Annotated in this window: 20 protein-coding genes and 6 pseudogenes; 14 read left to right on the top strand and 12 right to left on the bottom strand. The window is 57.7% G+C overall.

Annotation, left to right across the window (positions count from 1 at the left end; all coding sequences use genetic code 11):
- Positions 1-206 precede the first annotated feature (206 nt).
- The 3 genes from FHT77_RS25475 (at position 207) to FHT77_RS25485 (ending at position 1,763) form a co-directional block, all read left to right on the top strand.
- Entirely contained in the window at positions 207-908 is a 702-nt protein-coding gene (locus FHT77_RS25475) for a GntR family transcriptional regulator (RefSeq protein ID WP_183757605.1), read from the top strand.
- A 147-nt stretch (positions 909-1,055) separates the two neighbouring features.
- Positions 1,056-1,439, top strand: a complete 384-nt coding sequence (locus FHT77_RS25480) for a flavin reductase family protein (protein ID WP_246712666.1) — start codon at positions 1,056-1,058, stop codon at positions 1,437-1,439.
- An 81-nt stretch (positions 1,440-1,520) separates the two neighbouring features.
- Positions 1,521-1,763 (top strand): hypothetical protein, encoded by a 243-nt coding sequence (locus FHT77_RS25485; RefSeq protein WP_183757607.1) that lies wholly within the window; start codon positions 1,521-1,523, stop codon positions 1,761-1,763.
- A gap of 262 nt (positions 1,764-2,025) precedes the next feature.
- On the opposite strand, the gene FHT77_RS25490 is transcribed toward FHT77_RS25485, so the two are convergent.
- The 8 genes and pseudogenes from FHT77_RS25490 to FHT77_RS25525 form a co-directional block, all read right to left on the bottom strand.
- Complete coding sequence (locus FHT77_RS25490; RefSeq protein WP_183757609.1) at positions 2,026-2,319, bottom strand: hypothetical protein; 294 nt, start codon at positions 2,317-2,319, stop codon at positions 2,026-2,028.
- A 368-nt stretch (positions 2,320-2,687) separates the two neighbouring features.
- Positions 2,688-3,278, bottom strand: a complete 591-nt coding sequence (locus FHT77_RS25495; RefSeq protein WP_183757610.1) for a BA14K family protein — start codon at positions 3,276-3,278, stop codon at positions 2,688-2,690.
- A 66-nt stretch (positions 3,279-3,344) separates the two neighbouring features.
- Positions 3,345-3,743 carry a DUF1236 domain-containing protein gene (locus FHT77_RS25500; protein ID WP_183757612.1) on the bottom strand — a complete coding sequence of 133 codons (399 nt, stop codon included), beginning with the start codon at positions 3,741-3,743 and terminating at the stop codon, positions 3,345-3,347.
- Between the two features lie 445 nt (positions 3,744-4,188).
- On the bottom strand, positions 4,189-4,551 hold the full coding sequence (locus FHT77_RS25505; RefSeq protein ID WP_246712665.1) for a PfkB family carbohydrate kinase: 363 nt from the start codon (positions 4,549-4,551) through the stop codon (positions 4,189-4,191).
- Between the two features lie 330 nt (positions 4,552-4,881).
- The gene (locus FHT77_RS32100) at positions 4,882-5,220 is read right to left on the bottom strand and encodes a hypothetical protein (RefSeq protein ID WP_183757616.1); all 339 of its coding nucleotides are present in this window, start codon (positions 5,218-5,220) and stop codon (positions 4,882-4,884) included.
- Between the two features lie 11 nt (positions 5,221-5,231).
- A complete protein-coding gene (locus tag FHT77_RS32105) occupies positions 5,232-5,693 on the bottom strand; it encodes a hypothetical protein (protein ID WP_183757617.1) in 462 nt (153 codons plus the stop codon).
- Between the two features lie 200 nt (positions 5,694-5,893).
- Positions 5,894-6,418, bottom strand: a pseudogene (locus FHT77_RS25520) (flavin reductase).
- A gap of 5 nt (positions 6,419-6,423) precedes the next feature.
- Positions 6,424-6,654: a hypothetical protein gene (locus FHT77_RS25525; protein ID WP_183757619.1), complete on the bottom strand. Its 231-nt coding sequence runs from the start codon at positions 6,652-6,654 to the stop codon at positions 6,424-6,426.
- A 525-nt stretch (positions 6,655-7,179) separates the two neighbouring features.
- Here FHT77_RS25525 and FHT77_RS25530 point away from each other — a divergent pair.
- From FHT77_RS25530 to FHT77_RS25540, 4 genes are all read left to right on the top strand, one after another.
- Positions 7,180-9,120, top strand: coding sequence for a DNA/RNA non-specific endonuclease (locus FHT77_RS25530; RefSeq protein WP_183757621.1), 1,941 nt, complete (start codon positions 7,180-7,182; stop codon positions 9,118-9,120).
- 199 nt (positions 9,121-9,319) lie between these two features.
- Positions 9,320-9,904, top strand: coding sequence for a class I SAM-dependent methyltransferase (locus FHT77_RS31585; RefSeq protein WP_246720174.1), 585 nt, complete (start codon positions 9,320-9,322; stop codon positions 9,902-9,904).
- Positions 9,904-10,227: a hypothetical protein gene (locus tag FHT77_RS31590; RefSeq protein WP_246712663.1), complete on the top strand. Its 324-nt coding sequence runs from the start codon at positions 9,904-9,906 to the stop codon at positions 10,225-10,227. The genes FHT77_RS31585 and FHT77_RS31590 overlap by 1 nt, the downstream gene beginning before the upstream one ends.
- Before the next feature lie 553 nt (positions 10,228-10,780).
- Entirely contained in the window at positions 10,781-11,104 is a 324-nt protein-coding gene (locus FHT77_RS25540) for an ATPase inhibitor subunit zeta (protein ID WP_246712662.1), read from the top strand.
- Positions 11,105-11,196: 92 nt separating this feature from the next.
- Here FHT77_RS25540 and FHT77_RS25545 read toward each other — a convergent pair whose 3' ends face one another.
- Positions 11,197-11,679 carry a BA14K family protein gene (locus FHT77_RS25545; protein ID WP_183757637.1) on the bottom strand — a complete coding sequence of 161 codons (483 nt, stop codon included), beginning with the start codon at positions 11,677-11,679 and terminating at the stop codon, positions 11,197-11,199.
- Between the two features lie 303 nt (positions 11,680-11,982).
- Between FHT77_RS25545 and FHT77_RS25550 the strand changes: the two genes are divergently transcribed.
- Both FHT77_RS25550 and FHT77_RS25555 read left to right on the top strand, forming a co-directional pair.
- A complete protein-coding gene (locus FHT77_RS25550; protein WP_028758002.1) occupies positions 11,983-12,627 on the top strand; it encodes a DUF47 domain-containing protein in 645 nt (214 codons plus the stop codon).
- Positions 12,627-13,631 (top strand): inorganic phosphate transporter, encoded by a 1,005-nt coding sequence (locus FHT77_RS25555; RefSeq protein WP_183757622.1) that lies wholly within the window; start codon positions 12,627-12,629, stop codon positions 13,629-13,631. The genes FHT77_RS25550 and FHT77_RS25555 overlap by 1 nt, the downstream gene beginning before the upstream one ends.
- 67 nt (positions 13,632-13,698) lie before the next feature.
- Here the strand turns inward: FHT77_RS25555 and FHT77_RS25560 are convergent, their stop codons facing one another.
- Both FHT77_RS25560 and FHT77_RS25565 read right to left on the bottom strand, forming a co-directional pair.
- A complete protein-coding gene (locus FHT77_RS25560; protein WP_183757624.1) occupies positions 13,699-15,348 on the bottom strand; it encodes a glycoside hydrolase family 3 protein in 1,650 nt (549 codons plus the stop codon).
- A gap of 269 nt (positions 15,349-15,617) precedes the next feature.
- Positions 15,618-16,544: pseudogene (locus tag FHT77_RS25565) on the bottom strand (dihydrodipicolinate synthase family protein).
- A 464-nt stretch (positions 16,545-17,008) separates the two neighbouring features.
- Between FHT77_RS25565 and FHT77_RS25570 the strand changes: the two are divergent.
- The 3 genes and pseudogenes from FHT77_RS25570 to FHT77_RS25575 all read left to right on the top strand — a co-directional run bounded on the left by FHT77_RS25570 (position 17,009) and on the right by FHT77_RS25575 (position 19,072).
- Positions 17,009-17,572, top strand: a complete 564-nt coding sequence (locus tag FHT77_RS25570) for a sugar O-acetyltransferase (protein ID WP_183757626.1) — start codon at positions 17,009-17,011, stop codon at positions 17,570-17,572.
- A 263-nt stretch (positions 17,573-17,835) separates the two neighbouring features.
- A pseudogene (locus tag FHT77_RS31595) lies at positions 17,836-18,114 on the top strand (IS110 family transposase); the annotation flags it as partial.
- A gap of 157 nt (positions 18,115-18,271) precedes the next feature.
- The gene (locus FHT77_RS25575; protein ID WP_246712661.1) at positions 18,272-19,072 is read left to right on the top strand and encodes a hypothetical protein; all 801 of its coding nucleotides are present in this window, start codon (positions 18,272-18,274) and stop codon (positions 19,070-19,072) included.
- 199 nt (positions 19,073-19,271) lie between these two features.
- On the opposite strand, the pseudogene FHT77_RS32320 reads toward FHT77_RS25575, so the two are convergent.
- Positions 19,272-19,396 (bottom strand): annotated as a pseudogene (locus tag FHT77_RS32320) (LysR family transcriptional regulator); the annotation flags it as partial.
- A gap of 17 nt (positions 19,397-19,413) precedes the next feature.
- Between FHT77_RS32320 and FHT77_RS25580 the strand changes: the two are divergent.
- Both FHT77_RS25580 and FHT77_RS25585 read left to right on the top strand, forming a co-directional pair.
- Positions 19,414-20,476: pseudogene (locus FHT77_RS25580) on the top strand (Mu transposase domain-containing protein); the annotation flags it as partial.
- 1,090 nt (positions 20,477-21,566) lie between these two features.
- Positions 21,567-21,661: pseudogene (locus FHT77_RS25585) on the top strand (IS5/IS1182 family transposase); the annotation flags it as partial.

Here is a 21,661-nt window from a genome sequence, read left to right on the forward strand (position 1 = left end):
GATAAAACTTGCGCACCCAGCCATGAATACATTTATTGTATACGCTTTAGCTAGGTTCATGCATACGAGCAGCCGGGGTCGCGTAATGCGAGCGACGCAGGCAAAAGCGAGCGCCAGGAATGATGTTTGTGGATCAGGTACGCACTGGACAGAGGCCCATTTCGTATGCAATCCATCGCCTCAACCGATTTAAATGGAGACTTTCAATGACCAAGAAGGCAGGCTCGGCAGGCGGCCGCGCGCACGCGGTTCATCGTGCCCTGAAGCGAGCCATCCTTGATCAGGCGCTGACGCCGGGATCGAAACTGCCCGAGGACTCCATCGGGGAACGACTGGGCGTCAGCCGCACGCTGGTCCGCGAGGCGCTGGTGAGACTGAGCAGTGAAGGTCTGGTGGAACTCCGCCCCAACAAAGGCGCCGTTGTTGCTCGACCAACGCTTGAGGAGGGAAGAAATCTGTTCCTGACGCGCATGGCGCTCGAACGTCTGGTCGTCGAAACACTGTCGGGAAAACTGGCCGAGCCCCAGATCGCAAGATTGTCCGATCACATCGCGACAGAAGAAGCCACCACCAAGGATCATGCCGCATCCATTCGACTTGCGGGAGAGTTCCATACGCTGCTCGCGCAGATGACTGAGAACGAGAGCCTCATTCGCTATATCAACGAACTTGTTGCCAGAAGCTCGCTCATCCTTACGCTTTACGGCCGACCGCACTCGTCGGAATGCGCGGTCTCAGAGCATCGCGAATTGCTGGAGACACTGATGGCGGGCAAGACTGGGCGCGCCATTGAACTGATGGCGCACCATCTGGAGTCGATTACAACCCGTGCACTTCTGCCGAGCGAAGACCGGGTGAATATCCAGGATGTCCTGTTGACCTATGCAATGGCGGAAGGTCTGGGCTAACCTGCACATCGCGAGATGACAGGAGCCGGGCGACGTTTCCGATTGTGAACAAGATCCACGTCCAGCCGGTCGAAGTTCATAAGGCCTACCGTCTAGTTAACCATGGGCCAACCGTTCTCGTGTCCGCCCGGCATGACGGCGTCGACAATGTCATGGCGGTCATGGTGCTGGGGTCTCGACATTGATCCGCCCAAGCTGATGGTCGTGGCAGACAGCATTGCCAGGATACGCTCGCTGATGGAAGCAAGCGGGCGCTTCGTCGTCCAGGTGCCAACCGTGGCGCAACTTGACCTGACCCAACAGGTCGGAACGCGAAGCCTTCACCGGGATTCTCAGAAACTCCTGGCATCCGGCGTGTCACTCTTTGACATTCCAGAGCAGGACCTTCCGTTTGTTGAAGGCTGCTCGGCGTGGCTTGCTTGCCGGGTAATCGGGGAGCCCCACATCCAGTCCCCCTACGATCTCTTCATTGCGGAGGTGACCGCAGCTGGGCCGACGAACGGGTATTCAGGGACGGGCATGGCACTTTGAAACCGCCGGGCCCGAGTGGCGCAGCCTGCACCATGTCGCAAGTGGCCATTACTACGCGATCGGCGAGGCGCTGACGGCGCGGTGAAGGTATTCGGTATCGATTTAACCAGCAAGCCAAGTCGCCGGAAGCCGATCACCCGCGCCATCTGCGAGCTTAAAGGCGATGTGTCGACATTCATCGCGCTCGAGACCTTTGCCACCTTCGCATCCTTCGAGGATTTCCTTTCAACCGGAGGCCCGTGGATCGCCGGCCTCGATTTTCCTTTCGGCCAGGCGCAACGATTTGTCGAGACGATCGGATGGGCAGCCCGCCATGATCTGTGAAGTACCGGTTTCCCGCATGACCTGGGCTGAGGCCTGCGACTTTGTGGAGCTGATGAATTCCCTTGACGGATCGACAGGATGGCAGCTCGCTGCGCGAAGCCATTGGCCGGGGAGTGACACCCGTCAAGGCGGAGCGTCAAAGGCAAGCTGACGGTCGCGGGGACAGCCATTCGGCAGGATTGGTGGGAGAAGCCAACGGCAATCATCGGCAGCCCGTTCGCAACCGCATCCAGCGTCGTCCCGATCTCCCAACCTCGGCTTACTAGTGAAGCGTCGGCGACATCGAACGCCGGGACATGACCTGTCGCATCACGCTGATGAGCCTTGCGGCAGATCGGATGATTTCAAGAGCGACATCGTGGTCGCCATGCGCAATATCGTTGACCATTGCTTTGACAGACGCAGCGACGTCTTCGAGGATGGCACTCAGATCGCTTTCCTCGCCCGGGAGCTGTTGCCCGAATGCTGATAGCGTCTCGGCAAAGCCGAGCAGAATCGAGCTGGTCTGCTCTGCGGTAAGGGTTGGGGATTGGCTGAGGGACAGATGCTTTGACATATCGGTTCACTTGCGTGTGTTCATAGATGTCGCGACCGGATTGTATTTCAAGTTGCGCTGCACTTCGTTCAGCATTCCCTCGCCCTAATTATGGGCTGAACCTTGCGGTCCCGTACAGCGTTATCAGCAACCACAGCTTCGGCGTCTTCACTCACTCCTGGCGACTTCAAACGCCTCGCCCGCCAAACGCTTCGCAGTATCATCAGCAACACGCCGGCCGTCATCGTCGACATCAACCCGAGATAACCAACGAATATCCACCACAGCATGTCGTTATCCTTCCTCTGTGCCTGACCCGACGTTTAGCCCTTGGGCCTCGGGCCAACCCTGGTAAACACCCCCTTTCCCGCCATAACCGTCGTTGGTGTCTATCTGGTCGAGGCCATTTCCTGGTGATCAGGCGGAACGCAGGTCCGGCGCCGGCCGCTGTATGGCTGGTAACTATTGTCAGATGCCCGGTAAGACTGATAACGGGCCGCGCACCACGCCTCGGCAGCGTATACTGCCACACCAGATCCCGCCTGAGCGGTTTCGCTCTTGGTGGCCTCCAATGCTGCGTATGGCGACATGCATGTCTTCGTCTGCCCGCTGTAGGCCCGATAGCTGTTGGAGGCAGGGTCGTATGATCGATAGCGTGATCCACACCAACTGACGTGTTCGGCGGACAACGTCGGCTTCACTGACTCGAGTTCCTTAGTCGTGGCTTCCGGCTTGTTGACGGCGATCCTGACCTTTGCCGCGTCGGTGACGTAGCTTGAATATGATGCCGGGATGCGCTCGTACCCTTGCTTGGCCACGTCGACCCGGACCGGACTGCTCGTCCAGAGATCAGGCGAGGGCGAAGTATCGAACTCATGAGCCTGCGAACCTGCCATGATTGCCGAGGCCACCGAGCTCGCGGCGATACAGGCGCCGATAGAACTTGCGATACCAAACGCCAGCGATGCGACGGTCTTCATCCTGCGACTTCCTGCTTGATTATCCGACGTGTCTGGACGCGGCGGTGGCCGCGTCCATGGAACGGATCAGTTGATGACTTGGATAACCTTGCGGGAAGACGGCTCGACGATGACGCGCTCGTCGTTCACGACCGCATACGCGTATTTCGGATTTTCCGGAACCGGCGTCACGACGACGGTTTTTGGAAGGGGCTGACCGACCACCACCTTTTCCTTGACAACGATGCGCGTCGTCGGCGCCGGAGCTTCACGGACATAGGTGACGACCTTCTGCGGCGGCGGATCGATCGCTGCGCCAACGACGGCACCGGCGACACCGCCGACGGCTGCACCGACAGGACCACCGACGATCGCACCTGTCACGGCACCACCTGCAGCTCCATTCACCGTGGACGACTGGGCGAAAGCGACGCCAGACATGAGGGCCGCCGAGACGGCTGCGCTGACGATAACCTTATGAAACATCTTTTAGCTCCTTCTCCTTGATGCGGCCCTGACGACCGCGGCGAGAGAACGGATGGTCCAGGAACCTGTTCCGCTGCTAGGACCTTGGTCCGAGGGCGCCCGGACTTAAGTCCGTGCGTCGGAACAGCCGGGGCGCATTACCGTTTGTCAGAAGGCCCCGGCCACTGCCGGCCACATAAGGCACGACCGGACTGAAGTGATCGCGCTCCTCAGAGAGGATTAATGTGATCGATAGCGGACCTAGGAGGAATTGCACATGAACAACCTGATCTGGCTTGTAGGCGCCATCGTGATTATCCTTGCGGTTCTAAGCTTCTTCGGCTTCCGATAAGGCAGACGATAGAACTGGCGTAGGACCGACTTTTCTTGATCAGTCTCGCCCTTCGACGTGTTCGGAGCGGCTTTGCGAGACCTACCGCTGCCACGCGAAATCCCAATCGAACCATCAGCCGGCTGAAGGCGGACGTGGACCGAACATTCCAATTCGTCCCACCTCAAGGACCTCCCGCCTTGCGGGGATGGACGATTGCGCTCCAGCCTTCAGGCACGCCATGCTCGCCGCGGTTACCGCGCCGTTGACGGCCGCCTGAAGCGGATCTCCGAGATCCAAAGCTGCGGCGAGGTATCCGCAAAAGGTGTCGCCCGCACCGACGGTATCAACCGGCTGGATTGTCGGCGCACCAAGCTCGAAATAGTCCGAAGGCGAAGCAACCGAAACGCCCTCCGAGCCCTTTGTCACGACGAACGTCTGTTGGTGTCTGAGGCTCCATTCTGCGGCGTCGAAGCGCCGCCGGCCAGCCGAGACCATTCATGCTGATTGGCGATGACAATATCCGCTAGCCGCGAAAGATCCTCAGAGCTGCGATGAAAGGGAGATACATTCAAAATCCTCGTAACGCCACTCGAGCGAGCCATCTCAAGTGCTCCCCGCGTCGTGGCGTTGGAGATTTCCTGCTGGAGAACCAGATAGCCCCCCTCGCCCGGCAAACGGCCGCCGATGATCCAACCGCGATCATGCCCTTGGGCGGGTACATGCCGAAAAGCTTGACATGGTTTGTCGACGTCAACGCAACGAAGCGCTGAAGGGAGATCCGCCCCTTGCTGACGCCCTCCGAAAACAGGATCGGCATGCGCGCCGCTACCCCGGGAATGCCGTTCGGACCCCAGCAAAGGATGTGCGTGCCCGTGAGCCGGATTTTCCAAGCGTATTCTCATGCGGAACGGGCAGTGATCCGAAGAAAAGGTCTGGAACGTGTCGTTGGCGATGCCACGCCAGATCGCCTCTTGCGAGGCGGTCGCGCGGCGGAGGCGAACAGACATATTTCGCGCCGGAATGGTCCATGTTGAGACCAGCCAGATGTTCCGCCGTCAGGACAATGTATTGCGGACAGGTCTCCGCATAGACCTTGATGCCCCTCATCCTCGCCCATTCGATCTGCTCCATCGCTTCCTCGCCAGAAACATGGACGATCATCACGGGAACTCCGATCAGTTCGGCATGGGCGATCGCGCGATGTGTCGCTTCCCTTTCCACCAAGTGTGATAATAGGGCGCTGTCTTGCCGGCCTGCTCAAGCTTGTCGGTCAGGAACTTGATCTGGTCGTATCCTGCGTGGATCATGACCATTGCCCCGTACTCGCGCGCGATGCTCAGGACCTCGAGGATCTCGCGATCCCTCAGCACAAGATCGTCATAGGTCATGAAGATCTTCACGGAGGTATAGCCACCGGCTATCAGCGCCGGCAGTTCCTGGCCAAGAACGGTCGGTGTCGCATCGCTGATGATCAGGTGGAATCCGTAGTCGACGAGCGAATTTCCATCAGCCTTGCCGTGATAGTCGGCGACGGCTTCGCGCAACGACTGACCGCGGCGCTGAAGGACATAGGGTACGATGCACGTATTGCCTCCGGCCGCAGCACTTCGACTGCTGGTTTCGAATCCGTCGGCCATGACAATTCCCTAGCCCTGATATTGGTCGAGATGGACATGGCTGTCGATTCCACTCGGCAGGACAAGTCGTCCTTTCGCGTCCATCTCCGACGCACCTTTCGACAGGTTTTGGGCCACCGGCAATCCCAATGTCGCAGGAAAAGTCTGCTGCAGTCGCAATCCGGCCGCCGCGAATGACGAGATCAAACCCGGAAACCATGTCAGCCCCTCCCCACTGGATGATACGTTCGATCGAAATAGATCAGGCTGCTGACCGTCGGATGTTCCTGGATCGCCAGAACCTCGCAGATCATGAGACTGTGCGTGTTCACCTCCAGGACCGTGACGATCCCGCAATCGAAAGCGACGCAGGCATCTGCCAGGACCGGCGAACCGGTCGCCAGCGTCGACCATTCTGCACGTCAGAACCGCTCATTCATCGCGATCTTGTCGGCACCTGAAAATACCTGCGACAGGGCCTGCTGCTTCGCCGACAAGACATTGACGCAAAGGACGCTATTTTTCTTCAGAGGCGCATTCTGCAGGCTGCTTCTGTTCATGCAGACGAGCAACGAGGGGGGCGTATCGCTCACGCTGCACACGGCCGTTGCCGTGAAACCAAGTCGGCCAGAAGCACCGTTGGATGTAATGATGTTCACGCCGCTGCCGAGACGCGACATGCCATCGCGAAAAGCACCCGTCGAAACAATCGGCTCTTCGCTTGGCACGGTTTCAATCTCCACCATGGCGCTCAGTTTCCGGGTTGCCTGATGTCATAGCGCGCAGCGAACGCTTGCGCGACATTGATGTCAGTGAGTGCGGGGACGATGCTCTCAGGATGGGGAAACCCATAGTAGTAGGCGTCGGCAGCCCTCTCGTCCGCCCTCGCCGCGTCCAGCACCATTTGAGTGGCCGGTGATGGCGGTTCGAGGAAAATGCGGGTCAGGTCGCATCCCCCGCGTCCGTACTTGACGCAGGCCACTTCCTAGTACCCTCGGCGTTATAACTGTCTTTGCTGCCGGGACGACGGGATCGTATTCTTAATATCAAGCTGGGCCACGTTTTTGGAAATCCGCGCTCGTATTGCTTGGAACGTTCGTCACTTACGCTCGGCGCTTGGCCTCACGCAGGAGAACCTTGCCGCGACGCTGACGTCGATAGGACAGTTGTGAGTGATCTTGGGCGAGGAAAGCATAATGCCTCTATTGACCTGCTGGATCGTCTTGCGTCGGCACTCGCGTAGATGTCACCGCCCTTCTTGCCGCACCGGACCCGTCTCATCCAAGGCCAGCGCCTTTGAGACCCGGTCGAAAGGCAGCTAAATGATGCGTAGAAGATGAGCCAAAAGAGCGGACTAGTTCGAAGGGATGCGGATTTCACCACAACTGTCGGCTTGCCACGAACACCATACAGTTTAAAGTAGTGCGAGATGATGGCCCGATCCGGGCACCATTGCTGCAGGCATGAGTTGCATTTCGAAATGTTCCCCAAGCATATCGAGGAAGCAATGTCTGACCTAACAGATCTCGCAGGTGTCCGTCGCGACCTGGTCACAACGACCGACCGGAAACTCGCGAAAGCAATGGCAGAAATGAAAGGCGCTCCACGCCACGTCGCGGCTAGCCGGGATACTGTGCAACCTGCCGAGTCGCTGGAGAGGCTTGCCATCCGACAGGATCTCCTGGAGCCGCGACAGTCAGATCCCACCGGCTTCGAGCGTGTCATCGGAGAGAGCGATCTGACATCAATCAACTACCTGGAACGCGGAAGGCGGGCTGCTGCAGCCGTATGCCGGATCCGCGTGCCCTCTCCGGGTGGCGAGTGGTATGGGACGGGCTTCCTTATCGGGCCGCGTCTTCTCCTGACGAATGCGCACGTTCTCGGCAACAGAAACGAGGCTGGCCAGGCTGAAGCTGAGTTTGCATACGAGCACGACATCGACGGTGTCCTTGGATCGCCCATCCAGTTCAACCTGATGCCGCAGGAGATATTCTTCTCCGATCCGCAGGCCGACGTCACGTTCGTCTCGGTTGCTCCAGTATCGGACAAAGGAATTCCGCTTGAGCGCTTTGGATGGCTGAGCCTCCTGCCCTTGTCAGGAAAGGCGGTCGATGGCGAATGGGTCACGATCATCCAGCATCCAGGGGGCGGCCCGAAGCAGATCAGCATTCGTGCAAACCAGATCGTCAACCTCGATCTGAAGGATCTTCACCTCGAATCGTTCATTCACTACCTGACCGACACCGAACCAGGTTCATCGGGCTCGCCGGTGTTGAACGATCAATGGCAGGTCGTTGCCCTTCATCACAAAGCCGTCGCTGCACCCTATGATCCGGCCAAGCCCAATGAGCCTGTCAAGTGGCTGGGAAACGAAGGTGTCAGGGTGAGCGCGATCTTCAAGCTCCTCGAGGAGCACCGGCTGGAAAACGATGACGCCTTGCGCACTCTTGATCGCCTAGAAGGGGCCCTCGGGTTTACACCCATGGTGCCGGAGATAGCGATCGCTGCGAACAGTGTTCTTGAAGCCGACGGGAAGCCCTACAAGCCAACACGCTGGTCGAAGCAAAACACGGTCTACGGCTACGATCCCAATTTTCTTTCCGAAGCGTTGCCACTCGATGAGATTATTGAGCCGATGAAAGACCAGGCCGCCCCTCTTCTTGGCGGCAACGGCCATGAACTCGCCTACAACAAGTTTTCGGTGGTCATGCACAAGGATCGCAAGTTTGCGATAATCACCGCCGTCAACATCAATGGATCTAAGCTCAGATATCCCGGCGATCGTCCCGGGAGCTTTCGACGCGACGCTCGAATTGCTGCGGAGTATCAACCAGACGGCGAGTTTTACGAAAAAGCCAAGGGAACCGACAAGATCCAGTTCAGCCGCGGACATCTCGTAAGGCGTTTCGATGCAGCGTGGGGCGCAAGCGATGAAGAGGCACGGGAAGGAGACGAGGATTCGTTTCACTACACCAACGCCGCTCCGCAGTTCCAAACCTACAACAACGTCGATTGGGGCAATCTCGAAGACTACGTTCTCAACCAGACGCAGTTGACCGAGCGCAAGGTGACTGTCTTACAGGGTCCGATCTATCGCCCCGACGACCCTCCTTATGGAAAGGATCGAAAGGGTGGCCCTTGGAAGATACCTCTCTCGTTTTGGAAGATTGCGGTCGTTCAGAAAACGCCGAGCACGGTTTCCGCGGCGGCCTTCATTGTCGGCCAAACGCAGTACGTGGCCGCGCTATACGAAGCCAAAGTCTTCAAGGCACTGGCTCCGTATCGCTTCGAGGAGCTCCGGACCCGCAAGATTCAGACGACGATTGCGACAGTTGAGCAGGAGACTGGTTTGAACTTCGATCGTATCCGGCAGTTTGATTCCCACAACAGCCTGGAGTCAACGCGCCGAACTCGCTGGATAACCTCGGTGAACGACATTCTCATCTAGCGCTACTGCCGGGAACTCGGGTGCGTTGTTGGCATGCTGCGCTTGCGGCAGGCAATGTGCTGGGTATCACCGGAGTATAGGATCAACGTTCTCCCGCAAGATGCGCCGCACTGTGGCATGCCTGTTGGATTGCATCGTGAGCCAGACGGCTCATAGTGAGCAGTATGGAAGATGGAAAGTCTATCACGGAGTGACAGCCATGCCTGGAACCGTCGATGAGATCCGCCAACAGCAACGAGACAGATGGGATCGTTTTTCCACCGGCTGGAAGAAGTGGGACGAGTTGGTTCTTGGCTGGCTTGCCCCGTTCGCCGACGCGATGCTCAGGGTCTCCCACCTCAGGGAAGACGCGCATGTCCTTGACGTTGCCGCCGGAACTGGCGAGCCCGGGCTCACCGCGGCAACAATGGTGCCGCATGGAAATGTAACCGTGACCGATCTCTCGGAGCGCATGCTGGCAGTAGCATCCGAGAACGCCTCTCGCCGTGGCCTGACAAATTTCAACACCAGAGTTTGCGATGCCGGCGCCTTGCCGTTTCAAGATGCGTCCTTCGACAGCGTACTCTGTCGCTTCGGCTTCATGTTCTTTCCCGAAATCTCGGTCGCCGCTCGAGAATTTGCACGTGTGGCAAAGCCGGGAGCACGGATATGCGCGGCCGTCTGGAGCGGCCCTGACAAAAACCCCTGGGCAACGACGATCATGTCGACGATCTCGCGTCACATCGAGATGCCCGCCCCGCCCCCGGCTCGCCCGGACTTTTTCGTTGCGCGCCCGAAGGATTGATGCGTACCGCCTTCGAAGACGCTGGCCTGACAGATCTGCACGAGGAGGAAGTTTCATCTACCATGAGCCACGCGTCTCCCGAGAAATATCGGGACTTCATGACCGACATCGCGGCACCTGTCGTGGCGGGGCTCGCTAGGGCCGATACCGCGACGCAAGCCCAAATCCGCGGCGAGGTTCTGGCCCTGGCGCGAGGCTTCATTCAAGATGGCCAGGTGCAACTTCGTTCAACCGCCACAGTCATCGTTGGGACACGCCAGGTTAAGCTCGATCGAACCTACGAAGGCGATAAATTTGGCCGTTTCGCACCGGAGTTGACTTGATTTGACTGTCTCTTTTTAAAGCCTGCTCACTTCCTCGACGGCGTCCCAGAGGGCGATCGGTTTTTGCAGCACGCCGATCCTCTGCAGTCGACACGCGATCTCGATTTTCGGACCACCTCCACCCAAATGTAGATCCCGCACGACAGCCTACGACGTCTCGTCAGCAGGGAGGCGAAGTGCGTCCTCCTCTGTTGGGCAGGGCCCAAGAACGCTGCCTCCCGCTCCCCGCGAGGCAGATTCGCCAATGCGTCACCATGTTCGGGCCTTGCGGCCCACGAATTTACCCCCGCGCAGCCAGTCCCTTGCCAACCCTTGGCAGTGAAACTACAGGCAAGAACTTGATTTGGGTGCTATGCTTCCGCCATTGCGGAGAAGAGCGCGGCAACTGATTAGCAATTAGACGTTCATGCCAACAGCACGTCGTTCTTAGACAAGGCAATGGCCTGGTCTCCCTTGCTCAATTGGGCTGGCGCGAGCGGAGACCACGAACGTCTAGCACTTCGACACAGTATCTTTCGATTTCGGTGGAATTAAACGCAACGGAGGAGCTTCAATGTCTAATCTGCGCATCGACACCATGAGAATGGCCAGACGAAACAAGCTGGTCGGCATGTGGGCTGCCAATAAGCTGAACCTGATAGAAAGCGATACGAAGACCTACTCGGACGACCTTGCAAAGGCGGCCTTCGACGTCAATCAAAATGATATTCTTGCCAAGATTCGTAGCGATTTCGACGCAGCGGGCATAGTCCAGTCCGATGAAGAAATTCTGGCGATGATGAACCAATGTTGGCTCAATGCCGGAAACCAATCCGCACAGTCGTCCGACACCAGTGATGGCGCACTGGTGCAAATCGCACGAAACCTTATGAGGTGACGAGCTTCGTTCGAAGGAACAATGACAGTTTCGGTCCGCCCCACCCCTCACAGCAGAGGTGTTCGGCTGCGAAAAGTCCTACAGGGAACCCCTCAATAAGGTCCTACACATTGACGACGGGGTCCATAGTAGGGCTGGAAGGTGTTGTCGAACGCCCTGTAAGTGCGATAGCGCGCGTAACACCAACTGACATGGCTGCCCCCTTCATAGGCGACCGAAGGCTCATACTGGCGGTACGGCCGGTAATAGCCGTAAGGACGGGAATAATAGCCGTAGGAAGAGCCGTAGAACGTGTCATCGTACGGGCCGTAGTACGGCTGTGCCAAAGCGCCGCCAATGATCGTACCGACAGCCAGGCCGCCCAGGGCCCAGCCCCATTCAGATCCGTGGTGATGGTGGTATCCACGGTAATGGCCGCCATACCAGTGGCCGCCTCCTCCATGCCGCCATTGTACGGGTTCTGTCCGCTGCTGCATCTCGACCACGGGCGGGTTGATGGCCGGAAACGCCTGGGCTGGCGTAATTCCGGAAACATTTGTGACCAGGCCCAACGCTACGACGGCTAGCTTTTTCATGACGGCCTCATCCCCAGCGAAGAGGAGGGGCATATTTCCCTCCTGCCGAACCAAAGGTGAACGCAATTTGTCGAAAATCGTTCCCTGCGACGGCGTCGACACCGGAACATGCTTTTCATCCGCCCGCACAGAAATGCCGGACCCAGTGCGCGCCCAGTGAAGAGGACCCGCTGTCCTGTGGCCGGCGTTTGCGTGCTGCTACGAATAAGTTGACCTTGCCATCGGTTTCCCATTGCCCTGAGCACTCCTCCGCATTTATTACCGATTTATGACAGTTACACCCACCCCTGGAAGTGGCCCCTGATGATGAACATTTTTCGCAAGCTGATGCCGCGGGAGGACAGATTCTTCGACATGTACTCGAAGCATTCGAAAGTCGTCCTCGATGCAGCGGAAGCTTTAAACGACCTTCTCAATGGCAAGGACCTTGATAAAAATTGCCAAAGGATTGTGGGGCTGGAGAACGAGGCCGACGACATTACACGCGAGGTACTCCTTGCGGTCAGGCGCAGCTTCATTACACCCTTCGACCGTGGCGACATAAAGGACCTTATCCAGTCGATGGACGATGCCATCGACATGATGCACAAGACTGTCAAAACCATACGATTGTTCGAGCAATCGAGCTTCGATCCGCTGATGCAGCAGATGGGTGGGGAGATCGTCAAGGCAGCAAGGCTCATTGCGGAAGCCGTTACCCTTCTCGATAAGCTTGGCCCAAATGCCCAGCGACTCTCGACAATTGCGGAAGAGGTCACGCGCGTCGAAGGGAGGTCCGATGAACTCCATGACGAGGGCCTGAAAGACCTGTTCAGACGTCACGGGGCTAGGGGCGACGCCATGGCCTACATGATCGGCAGTGAAATCTACGGCGAACTCGAAAAGGTCGTCGACCGGTTCGAAGATGTCGCCAATGAGATCAGCGGCATTGTCATCGAGAACGTCTGATGGATGTTTCGATAGCTTTGCCACTGCTCGTTGGCTTGATCATCATTGCGCTGATCTTCGATTTCCTCAACGGATTGCACGATGCGGCCAATTCCATTGCGACAATCGTGTCTACGCGTGTCCTCCGTCCGCAATACGCGGTCGTCTGGGCAGCATTCTTCAATTTTATTGCCTTTGCGTTCTTCGGCCTGCATGTGGCTCAGACAGTCGGAACGGGGATCATTGATCCAGCCATCGTCTCTCCACAGGTGATCTTCGCCGCCTTGATGGGGGCGATCATCTGGAACGTCGTCACCTGGATTTTCGGCATTCCTTCCAGTTCGTCGCATGCACTCGTTGGCGGTCTCGTCGGCGCAGGCTGGGCGAAGGTGGGTTTCGCTTCGATCGTCTGGAGCGGCTTCCTGAAAACAGTCGGAGCGATTTTCTTCTCTCCGGCCATCGGCTTTTTCCTTGCATTGCTGCTGGTGCTTCTCGTGTCCTGGCTGTTCGTGCGGCAGACGCCTTTCGCTGTCGATCGCACGTTCCGCGTGATGCAGTTCGTGTCCGCCTCTCTTTATTCACTCGGGCACGGCGGCAATGATGCGCAGAAGACCATGGGTATCATCGCCGTATTGTTGTTCAGCCAGGGTCATCTCGGTTCGGAATTCTACGTGCCGTTCTGGGTGGTCATCTCTTGCCAGACCGCGATGGCACTCGGCACCCTCTTCGGTGGCTGGCGCATCGTCCACACCATGGGGTCGAAAATCACGCGCCTCAACCCAATGCAGGGGTTCTGCGCCGAAACTGGTGGAGCATTGACCCTCTTCGGTGCCACTTGGCTCGGCATTCCGGTATCTACGACCCATACCATTACCGGCGCAATTGTCGGGGTCGGTGCAGCCCGCCGCCTTTCAGCCGTGCGGTGGGGCCTTGCCAGCAATATCCTGATTGCGTGGATCATCACGATGCCTGCCGCTGCAGCAATTTCCGCACTCTTCTACTGGCTGGCAAGCCTTTTCGGCTAGGACCACGCCCACGTGCTTCAAGCTTAGCCAGAGGCGGCCGGCCGCTGGCACGCTTCAAGACAACGCTTCAAAACCCAGCATCTCCCAATCCGCAGAAGGGATCGACCGGGCTGTTGCGGTTCCACGGCGCATTGCCGAGCAATGCGTCCACCACTGCCCGCTGCATGGTTTCGGTCGTCGAATAGGCGTTGATGTAGGTCGGCACCCGCGGCGCATCATAGAGAAGATATGGATAGCCAAAGGAGATCATCACCGTCGGGACGTCATGCCAGCCACGCCACATGGCATTGCCGAAATTGCCGGTAAGCTTGAGCCAGTCGAGAAAAATGCGCCCGCGTGTCAGAAGTGTTTCATCGCCGAGGAGGTACAGCAGGAGGTCGAAATCCTTCGTATCGACCGCCATTTGCGGCGTATGTATCGTCACCTCGAAACCATGGTCTTTCAAAAAATCCGGCAGCACAAATTGCTGTGGCCCGGGCCAGAACGGAACGACGATGTCGCCGCTGAAGACGAGGACACGTCGGTGCTTTTTCGGGTCGAGCGGAAGGGTGCTGTCGACATCCTTGACGAGCGTGGGGATCCGCCGCGACACGGCATCTGCATAGGCCTTGTTCCTTTCCGTCTCTACTGTTGTCAGCTGCTGCGGTCGGTGCAGGCCAAGCGCCGCCTTCAGACCCAGCTGGCGTATCAGCGCCTCATCGACCCTCTCTTCCCTCAGACGGCCATCGGAAAGCGCTGCCTTGAGGTAGGAGAGATCCGCATCACAATTGTCGGAAAAGAGAATGACGTCGCAGCCGGAGGAGATAAGCTCCGGCAGATGCTCTGAACGCTTCGACCATGAGCCGAGTCCCGCCATCGGGGTGGCATCGGAGACGATCAGACCATTGAAGCCAAGACGTTTGCGCAACAGTTCGACGTTCAGCAGACGGCTGATCGATGCCGGACGGAAGGCCTCGATCCCGGCCTCCGGTGTGATCAACCTCACGAAACTTGGAAGTGCGATATGGCCCGCCATCACCGACAACGCACCGGCTTCGATCGCCCGCCGGTAGAGCCGGCCAAAAGTGTTCTCCCACTCTTCCATCCCAAGCGGGTTGATCGTGGTCAGCAGATGCTGATCGCGATCGTCGAACCCCTCCCCAGGCCAGTGCTTGACGGCCGAGGCAATGCCATTTTTCTGGAAGACCTCCATCTGCGTGATTGCATGCCGCTCGATCACAGCGACATCAGAACCAAAGCCGCGCGTCGCAACGATGGGGCTGCGGAAAACTGCATTGATGTCGAGGACCGGTGTGAACGACCAGTTGATCCCGGCCGCACGCGCCTCTTGGGCCATGATACGGCTCACCTCGGCGGTCGCCTCCACATCGTCGAGTGCCGCAAGCCCGAGCGGGTTCGGCATCTCTGCCGCCCCTGAAAGCGCGAGCCGACTGCCTTCGAGATCGGCGGAAACAAGGAGCGGCGTCGGCAGGTCGATGTTCAAGGAAGCGATCAGGGCGCGCTCGCTCGCCGCGTCCGCACCGCCGAACCGCGTGATACTACCCGGTCGGAAGGCTTTCAGACGCTCAACCTCGTTGGGATCGCTCCCGAAGAGAACAAGATTGAAAAGTTGAGGCAACCTGTCCTCGCCAGACAAGGAGGCGAAACGCGCCTTGACCCATGCGATGCCGTCACCATCGAGGTTGAATGGAGGATTAGCAAGATGATCGAATATCATAGCCCTTACCTCCGGCCGATCTGCCACGACCGTAGAGTAGTTCACCGAAGCCGCCACGTGAAGCTCGCTATCCACTCGGACCCTAACCGTCTTCCGATGGACCTCTCTCGACCGGACGTTATGCCAGACGAGTCGACGGCCCGATGCTCGCCAGTAGGTGAGTGCCCCCTGAGATGAAGCCACCGCCAAACCCGTTGGAGGGGATGCTTCCCCGAACCCCATCATTTGCATCGTTGCGCGGTGACACTTCTTGGCGGATCGCCGATCTCTTAGAGTGCCGCTCTCTTGTCGTGCCGACCAAGCGTGCCAGCAGATAATCGATCTCAGCCTTTGCCATGGCCGAGAGGATCTGGGGAGCTTGCGTTGCGCATCCGTAGCGATCATGCCCCGGCGCTTGAGCACATGTTTGCGCACTGCCAACCCAATGCCGAGTTGCTGCTCATACCGGATCAATGGCAAATGTGCATCGAACAGGTCGTGCGCCTCCTCCCGCTTTCCGGCGGCAAACAGCCCCACGAGCTCGGTGAGCATGTCGGGAAAACCGTAGCCGGACATTGCTCCGTCGGCGCCGCGCTCTGGTTCGAAATCAAGAAACATGCCGCCGTTACCGCAGCGAATGGAGAAGTGTCGCAATTCTCCCGACTTCTGCAAGGCGCGGAGCGTCGAGATCTTTTTCGAGGCCCGGCCAGTCCTCATGCTTCAACCTCAGGCGTGAGTGGTGAATGGAGACGATTTTCGCGATCGCCCCGGGCGTCATGACCATCGTCAACGTCAATGGATAGTCATGTAGCACCCATGGGACATCCTCGCCGACGGCCTCGACTGCCCCGGCAAAGTAGTTGACGATCTGGTCGTCTGTTAGCAATGCCGGCGGCGGTGCAATCATGCTCCAGCGGCGCCCATGTCCATCGAGTCGCGGGTAAGAGAGCACATGCTGACAAACCCTGGCGACGAGACGCCGACGATGACGGGAATTTTGGAGCGGGAGACAACCCGCTTTACGATCGCGCGGCTTTCTTCAGGCTTCATTTTGGGCGCCTCGCCCATGATTCCGAGGATCGTGATGCCGGTGCAGCCGCTATTCTGATAGAAATCAATGAGTTTGTCTATCGAGTTGAAGTCGATCGAACGGTCCTCAAAAAAAGGGGTGTCGTTGCAATCGCATATACGCCGCTGGTTTCGGTACCGAATGTCATTTCTTGCTGTCCTTTCACGCTTGATCGCGCTCCTCGGTTTCCGCACTCATCGGATAGAGGCCTACAATGGCACGCCACAAATTTATTCTCGCCAGCATCCATACTTTCATTCGCTCCTGGTCCGTAGCGCTGAGAGCACTCATCAAAGCAGAGTTGCGGGGATCCAAACCGCTCCATCTTCATCCACCACGACCAAGTCGTCCATGGGGTACCCTTTGAGCGTTTGCGAATGTGTTTGAGGTGCCTCGAATTCAGATGAAACCGCCCTGCCGCAAATCGCGTTTAAGGCTCAGGCGCGCATCACACGCGCCATCCTTGTGGTGAAGGGCCGGTTCATCTCGCGAGGAAGAAGCGAGCCTATGCTTCCGTTGCGCAAGCGGGCCCGAACGGCACGATTTCGACAGTTGCGATGTCGCTTGCATTTTGCCCATCATCGATCCTGTGACAAATTGAGGGAGCGTCCCGTGAGCAACAGCGAACGACAGAAGATGGCTGCTGGAGAGTGGTATTGCTGCCTCGATCCGGAACTCGATGCGTTGCGCGTGTTCGCGCGCAAGGCGGTGCATCAGCACAACACACTTGACCCCGAAAGTCGGGGCAATATTGCACCAGCGCTGAAAGCGCTATTCGAGAAAGCGCCCGAAGATGCCTTCATTGAGGCACCATTCCACTGTGCCTACGGCATGAATATTTCACTAGGCCATCGTGTCTATCTCAATGCCGGCTGTACCATCCTCGACACTGCTAGCGTTCGAATTGGTGATGGCTCCATGCTTGGGCCTGGTGTCCACATCTATTGCGCCGACCATCACCGGGATCCAGTCCTCAGGCGCAGTGGTTTGGAAATCGGCCGGTCCGTAGCAATCGGCGCTGACGTTTGGATCGGCGGCGGCGCAATCATCCTCGGGGGCGTGACCATCGGCGATGGCGCGATCATCGGCGCCGGCTCTCTCGTCACTCGTAACGTGGCGCAAGGCGCAACGGTCGTAGGAAACCCTGCGCGAGAGATGTGCCGGGACGAGCCGTGAGATTCCTTGATCGCTTAGACAAGAACTTGGTGCCTGACTTGGAACGGGTCGCTCCTTCATCAATCAAGCCGGCTCATATGATTACCGGACCAATGAATTTGACATCGCGGTCCACCAGAGACACCCTGAAGGAACAGCGATTCGAATTGCACAGTTTCCTCTCGCGATTCAACGTACCGCGCGTTTCTCCTTATTACGTCGAGAGCTATCAGGAGGAGGTAGCATGAAAGAGGCGGCGCCCGTTGAGAGAACGGATCACTGAGATGCAGATGATTATCGAGGGACAGTCACACTTCCAGCCTTTCGGCTTACTTTATTGGGGTTTCACAGATCTCAACAAGGGAGTTGGAAGCATGACTGCCTTTTATGACCACCGGCGGCGATTATCACAGATCCTACGGCCATCTCCGGCGCAGGACAGAAGCGGCAAAACGCTGCGCTCCGGTCGGGTGAAGAACGATCGACAGTCTCATGCGGTTGTCGAGGCAACACACAGCTGGATGGTCATGTACAACTGGCTCGACGACATTTGTGATGATGTGCACGCCACATTGATTTGGAACCGGGTCCGCGAACTCCCATACGGGCCAGCGACGGATGAACGGTCGCGCGAAAGGCCAGACCGATGTCAGCACCCGACTTCGCGCCTAATGCCGCCGAAAACCATTCTTGCACCACCGGGGCGTCCACAGATGGAGAATGGTTCAGAGCCGAAGGGCAGCAAAGCAATCTGTCCAGCGAAAGCAAGAGATTGGGTCGATCGGCGCCAATGCCCGTCAGAACGAAACGGAACTCAAGGAAAAGCCGGCAGATGGCGGTGTTTTTCCCCTTGTGTTCTTTCATTGGAGAAAGACCATGATACCCTCGAGTCTCTTCTATGATCTTGTTGACTCACAGATCGCGTTTAAAATCGTACAAAGGAATTTTAACAGTCCCAACTATATCTTCAGCGTGCCGCGTGCCAGCGACGGCCAACTCCGCTTGTCGATACTCGGAAGTCAGCCCTTGATCGGGTCGGCAGATGCCATTCTTGCTCGATTGAACGCGCTGCTATGCGAGCATCCCGCACCTCAGGTCCAGCATTCCTTTAAACAGTCCATCGCCACTGGCACCGTAGTGCAGTACTCCCTCTTTCCCGAGGCGGAAAAGGGCAAGCAGCACGGATGGCCGGAACAGATTTCTGTCGAGTGCCGTATTGTTCCTTCCGACCAGCCAAGTGCCGATAGAGAAACGGTACTTGTGAATGTCAATGTGGAGACAAGACACAGCCTGCACCTCATGGAGCGGCTGGGGCGGGATAACTTCCAGGAAATCGGCCGTCTGTCCCCTCTCGCCCTCCCCAAGGATGTTCATGAGAAATTGGCTGCCAACGGATACTATGAGCAGAGCTTCATATCCTTGTATGGCGAAGAGGCTTTCGACGAGGCCAAGACAAGAGTGAAAGGCGCATGCGACCGCTGGGGTTCCGACACCGGTGACTTCCGGCAAGCACCGCACTGACAGACGGCGCATTGCGCAAACGGACGAATGATCGACCGGTTCCAACTGGCGTCTTTGCCATTTACGAAACCAGCCACCATTTTCGTCGACTGCCGGAATTCGTGTACGGTCGTCGCGATCCTGGGCCGGTTGTCGCGCTGTATGGGCTTGCGACCATGGTCGCTTCAGGTACGCAGTCCGGTGATCATTTAGATTGCGATCACCGCTTCGCCCGCGCCATCGACCGTGCGATATCGACGATGTCGTCGCGCGTGGCGGTCGGGTCCTCCGGCTCCAGGCGACGCCAATTCCGATCCTGAAGTCGATCCCCTTCAAGGCCTTCAAGCCCACCTACCGCACCCCGCCATGTTGATGGCGTGGCGATGGAAGGCGACTATGCTGGCCACACGATCCCGATCATCGATCCGTCGACTGGCGAGATCCGCGCGGCTGTGCTTAGCGCCTTGCAACTGACCTTCGCCTATGCCAGCGTCAATCAGAAGCTGCCGGATTGGATTGAGGCCAACCAGCGAGCCGTCAGCTTCTTCGGTGGCGTACCAAGACCTCGATCGACGACAACCTCAAGTCAGCGGTGGCCAGGGCTCTTTTGTTCGAGCCGACATTGAATGCGACATTTGCCGCTTTCGCCGAGCACTACGACACAACCGTTGTTCCGGCAGGCCGGCGAGATTAGTCCGTTGAAGGGACAGTTTTGATTTTGGAGAGGTGGGGCTTGGCCAGGCTTCGCAACGAGCGCTTCTTTCGCCGTGTCGATCTTACTATCCGTATCAGCGCCTTGATCGAAGATCTCAATACCCTACCGATGCGGCTATATGGATAGTCTCGACGCGCGCTGTTCGATGAGGTCGAGCGCACCCAGCTGGAGAGGTGCCTTCAACGCCGTTCGAACACGCGGAATGGAAGACGGCGAAGGTCCATATCGAGGTCGACAAGACCTTCTATTCCGTGCCGCATGCGCTGATCGGAAGACGGGTCGATGTCATGCTGACGTATCGAGTGCTCGAGATCTTCTTCGATCACAAACGTGTCGCAAGTCACATCCGGAGCTCGCAGCGCGCAGGCCGCGTCACCGTCAATGAACACATGCCCAAGGCGCACCAACATTATGCAGACACAACACCCCACTCGTTGCCCAGTGAAGCAGCAAAGGTCGGACCAATACGGCGACGTTTATCGAGCGTCTACTCAGCGATCGCCCCACCCGGAACCGGGGTATCGATCTGCTCAAGGCGTCCTCTCCCTGGCGCGTCGTCAGCAATCGGATCGACGTGAGCTGGCTTGCGAACGGGCGCTGGTAATTAACGCCCTGAGCTATCCGGTCTCGATCAGGCCCCGGCCATGAGCGAGGCCGTGAAGCCGGCGCCGCAGCACGGCAATATCCGCGGCAAAACCTACTATCAATAAAGAGGACATCAGATGCTGACACATCCGACACTGGAGCAAATGAATGCGCTCGGTCTGACCGGCATAACAACGGCCTGTCGGGAGCTCCTCGATCAAGCTCGTGGAAACGACCTGAGCTTCGACGAACGACTGCGGCGTCCTGTCGCGCTACGGCGAGCGCACATGTTTAAGCCTCTTCTAATTTGTACGCTAGATGACGGGAACCAATCGGCAAGCTAGATTGTTTTTGACGCAGAAGAGGGCCTACGCACACCCCTCTTTCCTTTCCTCGTCACCACCTGCCCCGCTCGCATAAGCGGGGCTTTTTTCCAACCGAGTGTGTGGCGTGTCGGACCAATTGAGAAAATGACCCCTGGAGGTGCGGACGGTAGGAACTGACCCTGCAGCTTGTAGTCGCAAGTCGCACAGCCAGCGCGCGCCAATAAGCATCGAGTCAGCATTAGAATATCAAACATCAGGTCTCAACCTGTGGAGAAGCCGAACGGCGCGGTAATCTGTCGGGAAAACAATTTCGGATTGGCCATAGCTCTGTAAAGGCTCCATCAAGCCAGCTCGTGCCCAAAGTCCACCCGTGCTACCTTCGTTGAAACGGAGGAGACCAGCTTGGAAGACGCTGAAATCGAACGACGTGCGAGGCAGCTATGGACCAAGGAGAACCCCGGACGGCCCTGGCATCCTGTAGCCCAGCGTATTGAGCTGGGGCAGGACCTATCGATTGGCGCAACCGAGGAGGACAGAAAGCGCTACATTCAGCGGGTTCGAGACGGCGAGTAGCTGAGCGGCACGCAGCAGGCGCATTCACTTCGCGCCGGCTGCATATTGCTTGTACGTTCGCGTTTAAAGAGAGCGGAGATGGCAAAAACGTTTCTTATATACGGTCTTTGTTTTGCTGCTCGCAGCAGCCAGTCTTAGGTGGATCTACAACCATTGGTGAGAGCCCTGCGCGGCGACAATCACGGTGAGATGCCAACCGAGCGTGACGTCGGTAAATTTCTGGATCTTCAATCGTTGCGACGTAGGCCGTAAACTCATAAATTCTCTTGGCGTATTGCGTTCGGCGTGATTCAAGGCTTCCGAATTAGGAGCTATCATGACACGCCGCCGCTACGAACTCACCGACCACGAGTGGTCAATCATTTCGTCCCTACTGCCGAACAAGCCTCGCGGCGTTCCTCGTGTCGATGA

It is taken from the genome of Rhizobium sp. BK181, from assembly GCF_014193305.1.
In the GTDB taxonomy this organism is placed as follows: domain Bacteria; phylum Pseudomonadota; class Alphaproteobacteria; order Rhizobiales; family Rhizobiaceae; genus Rhizobium.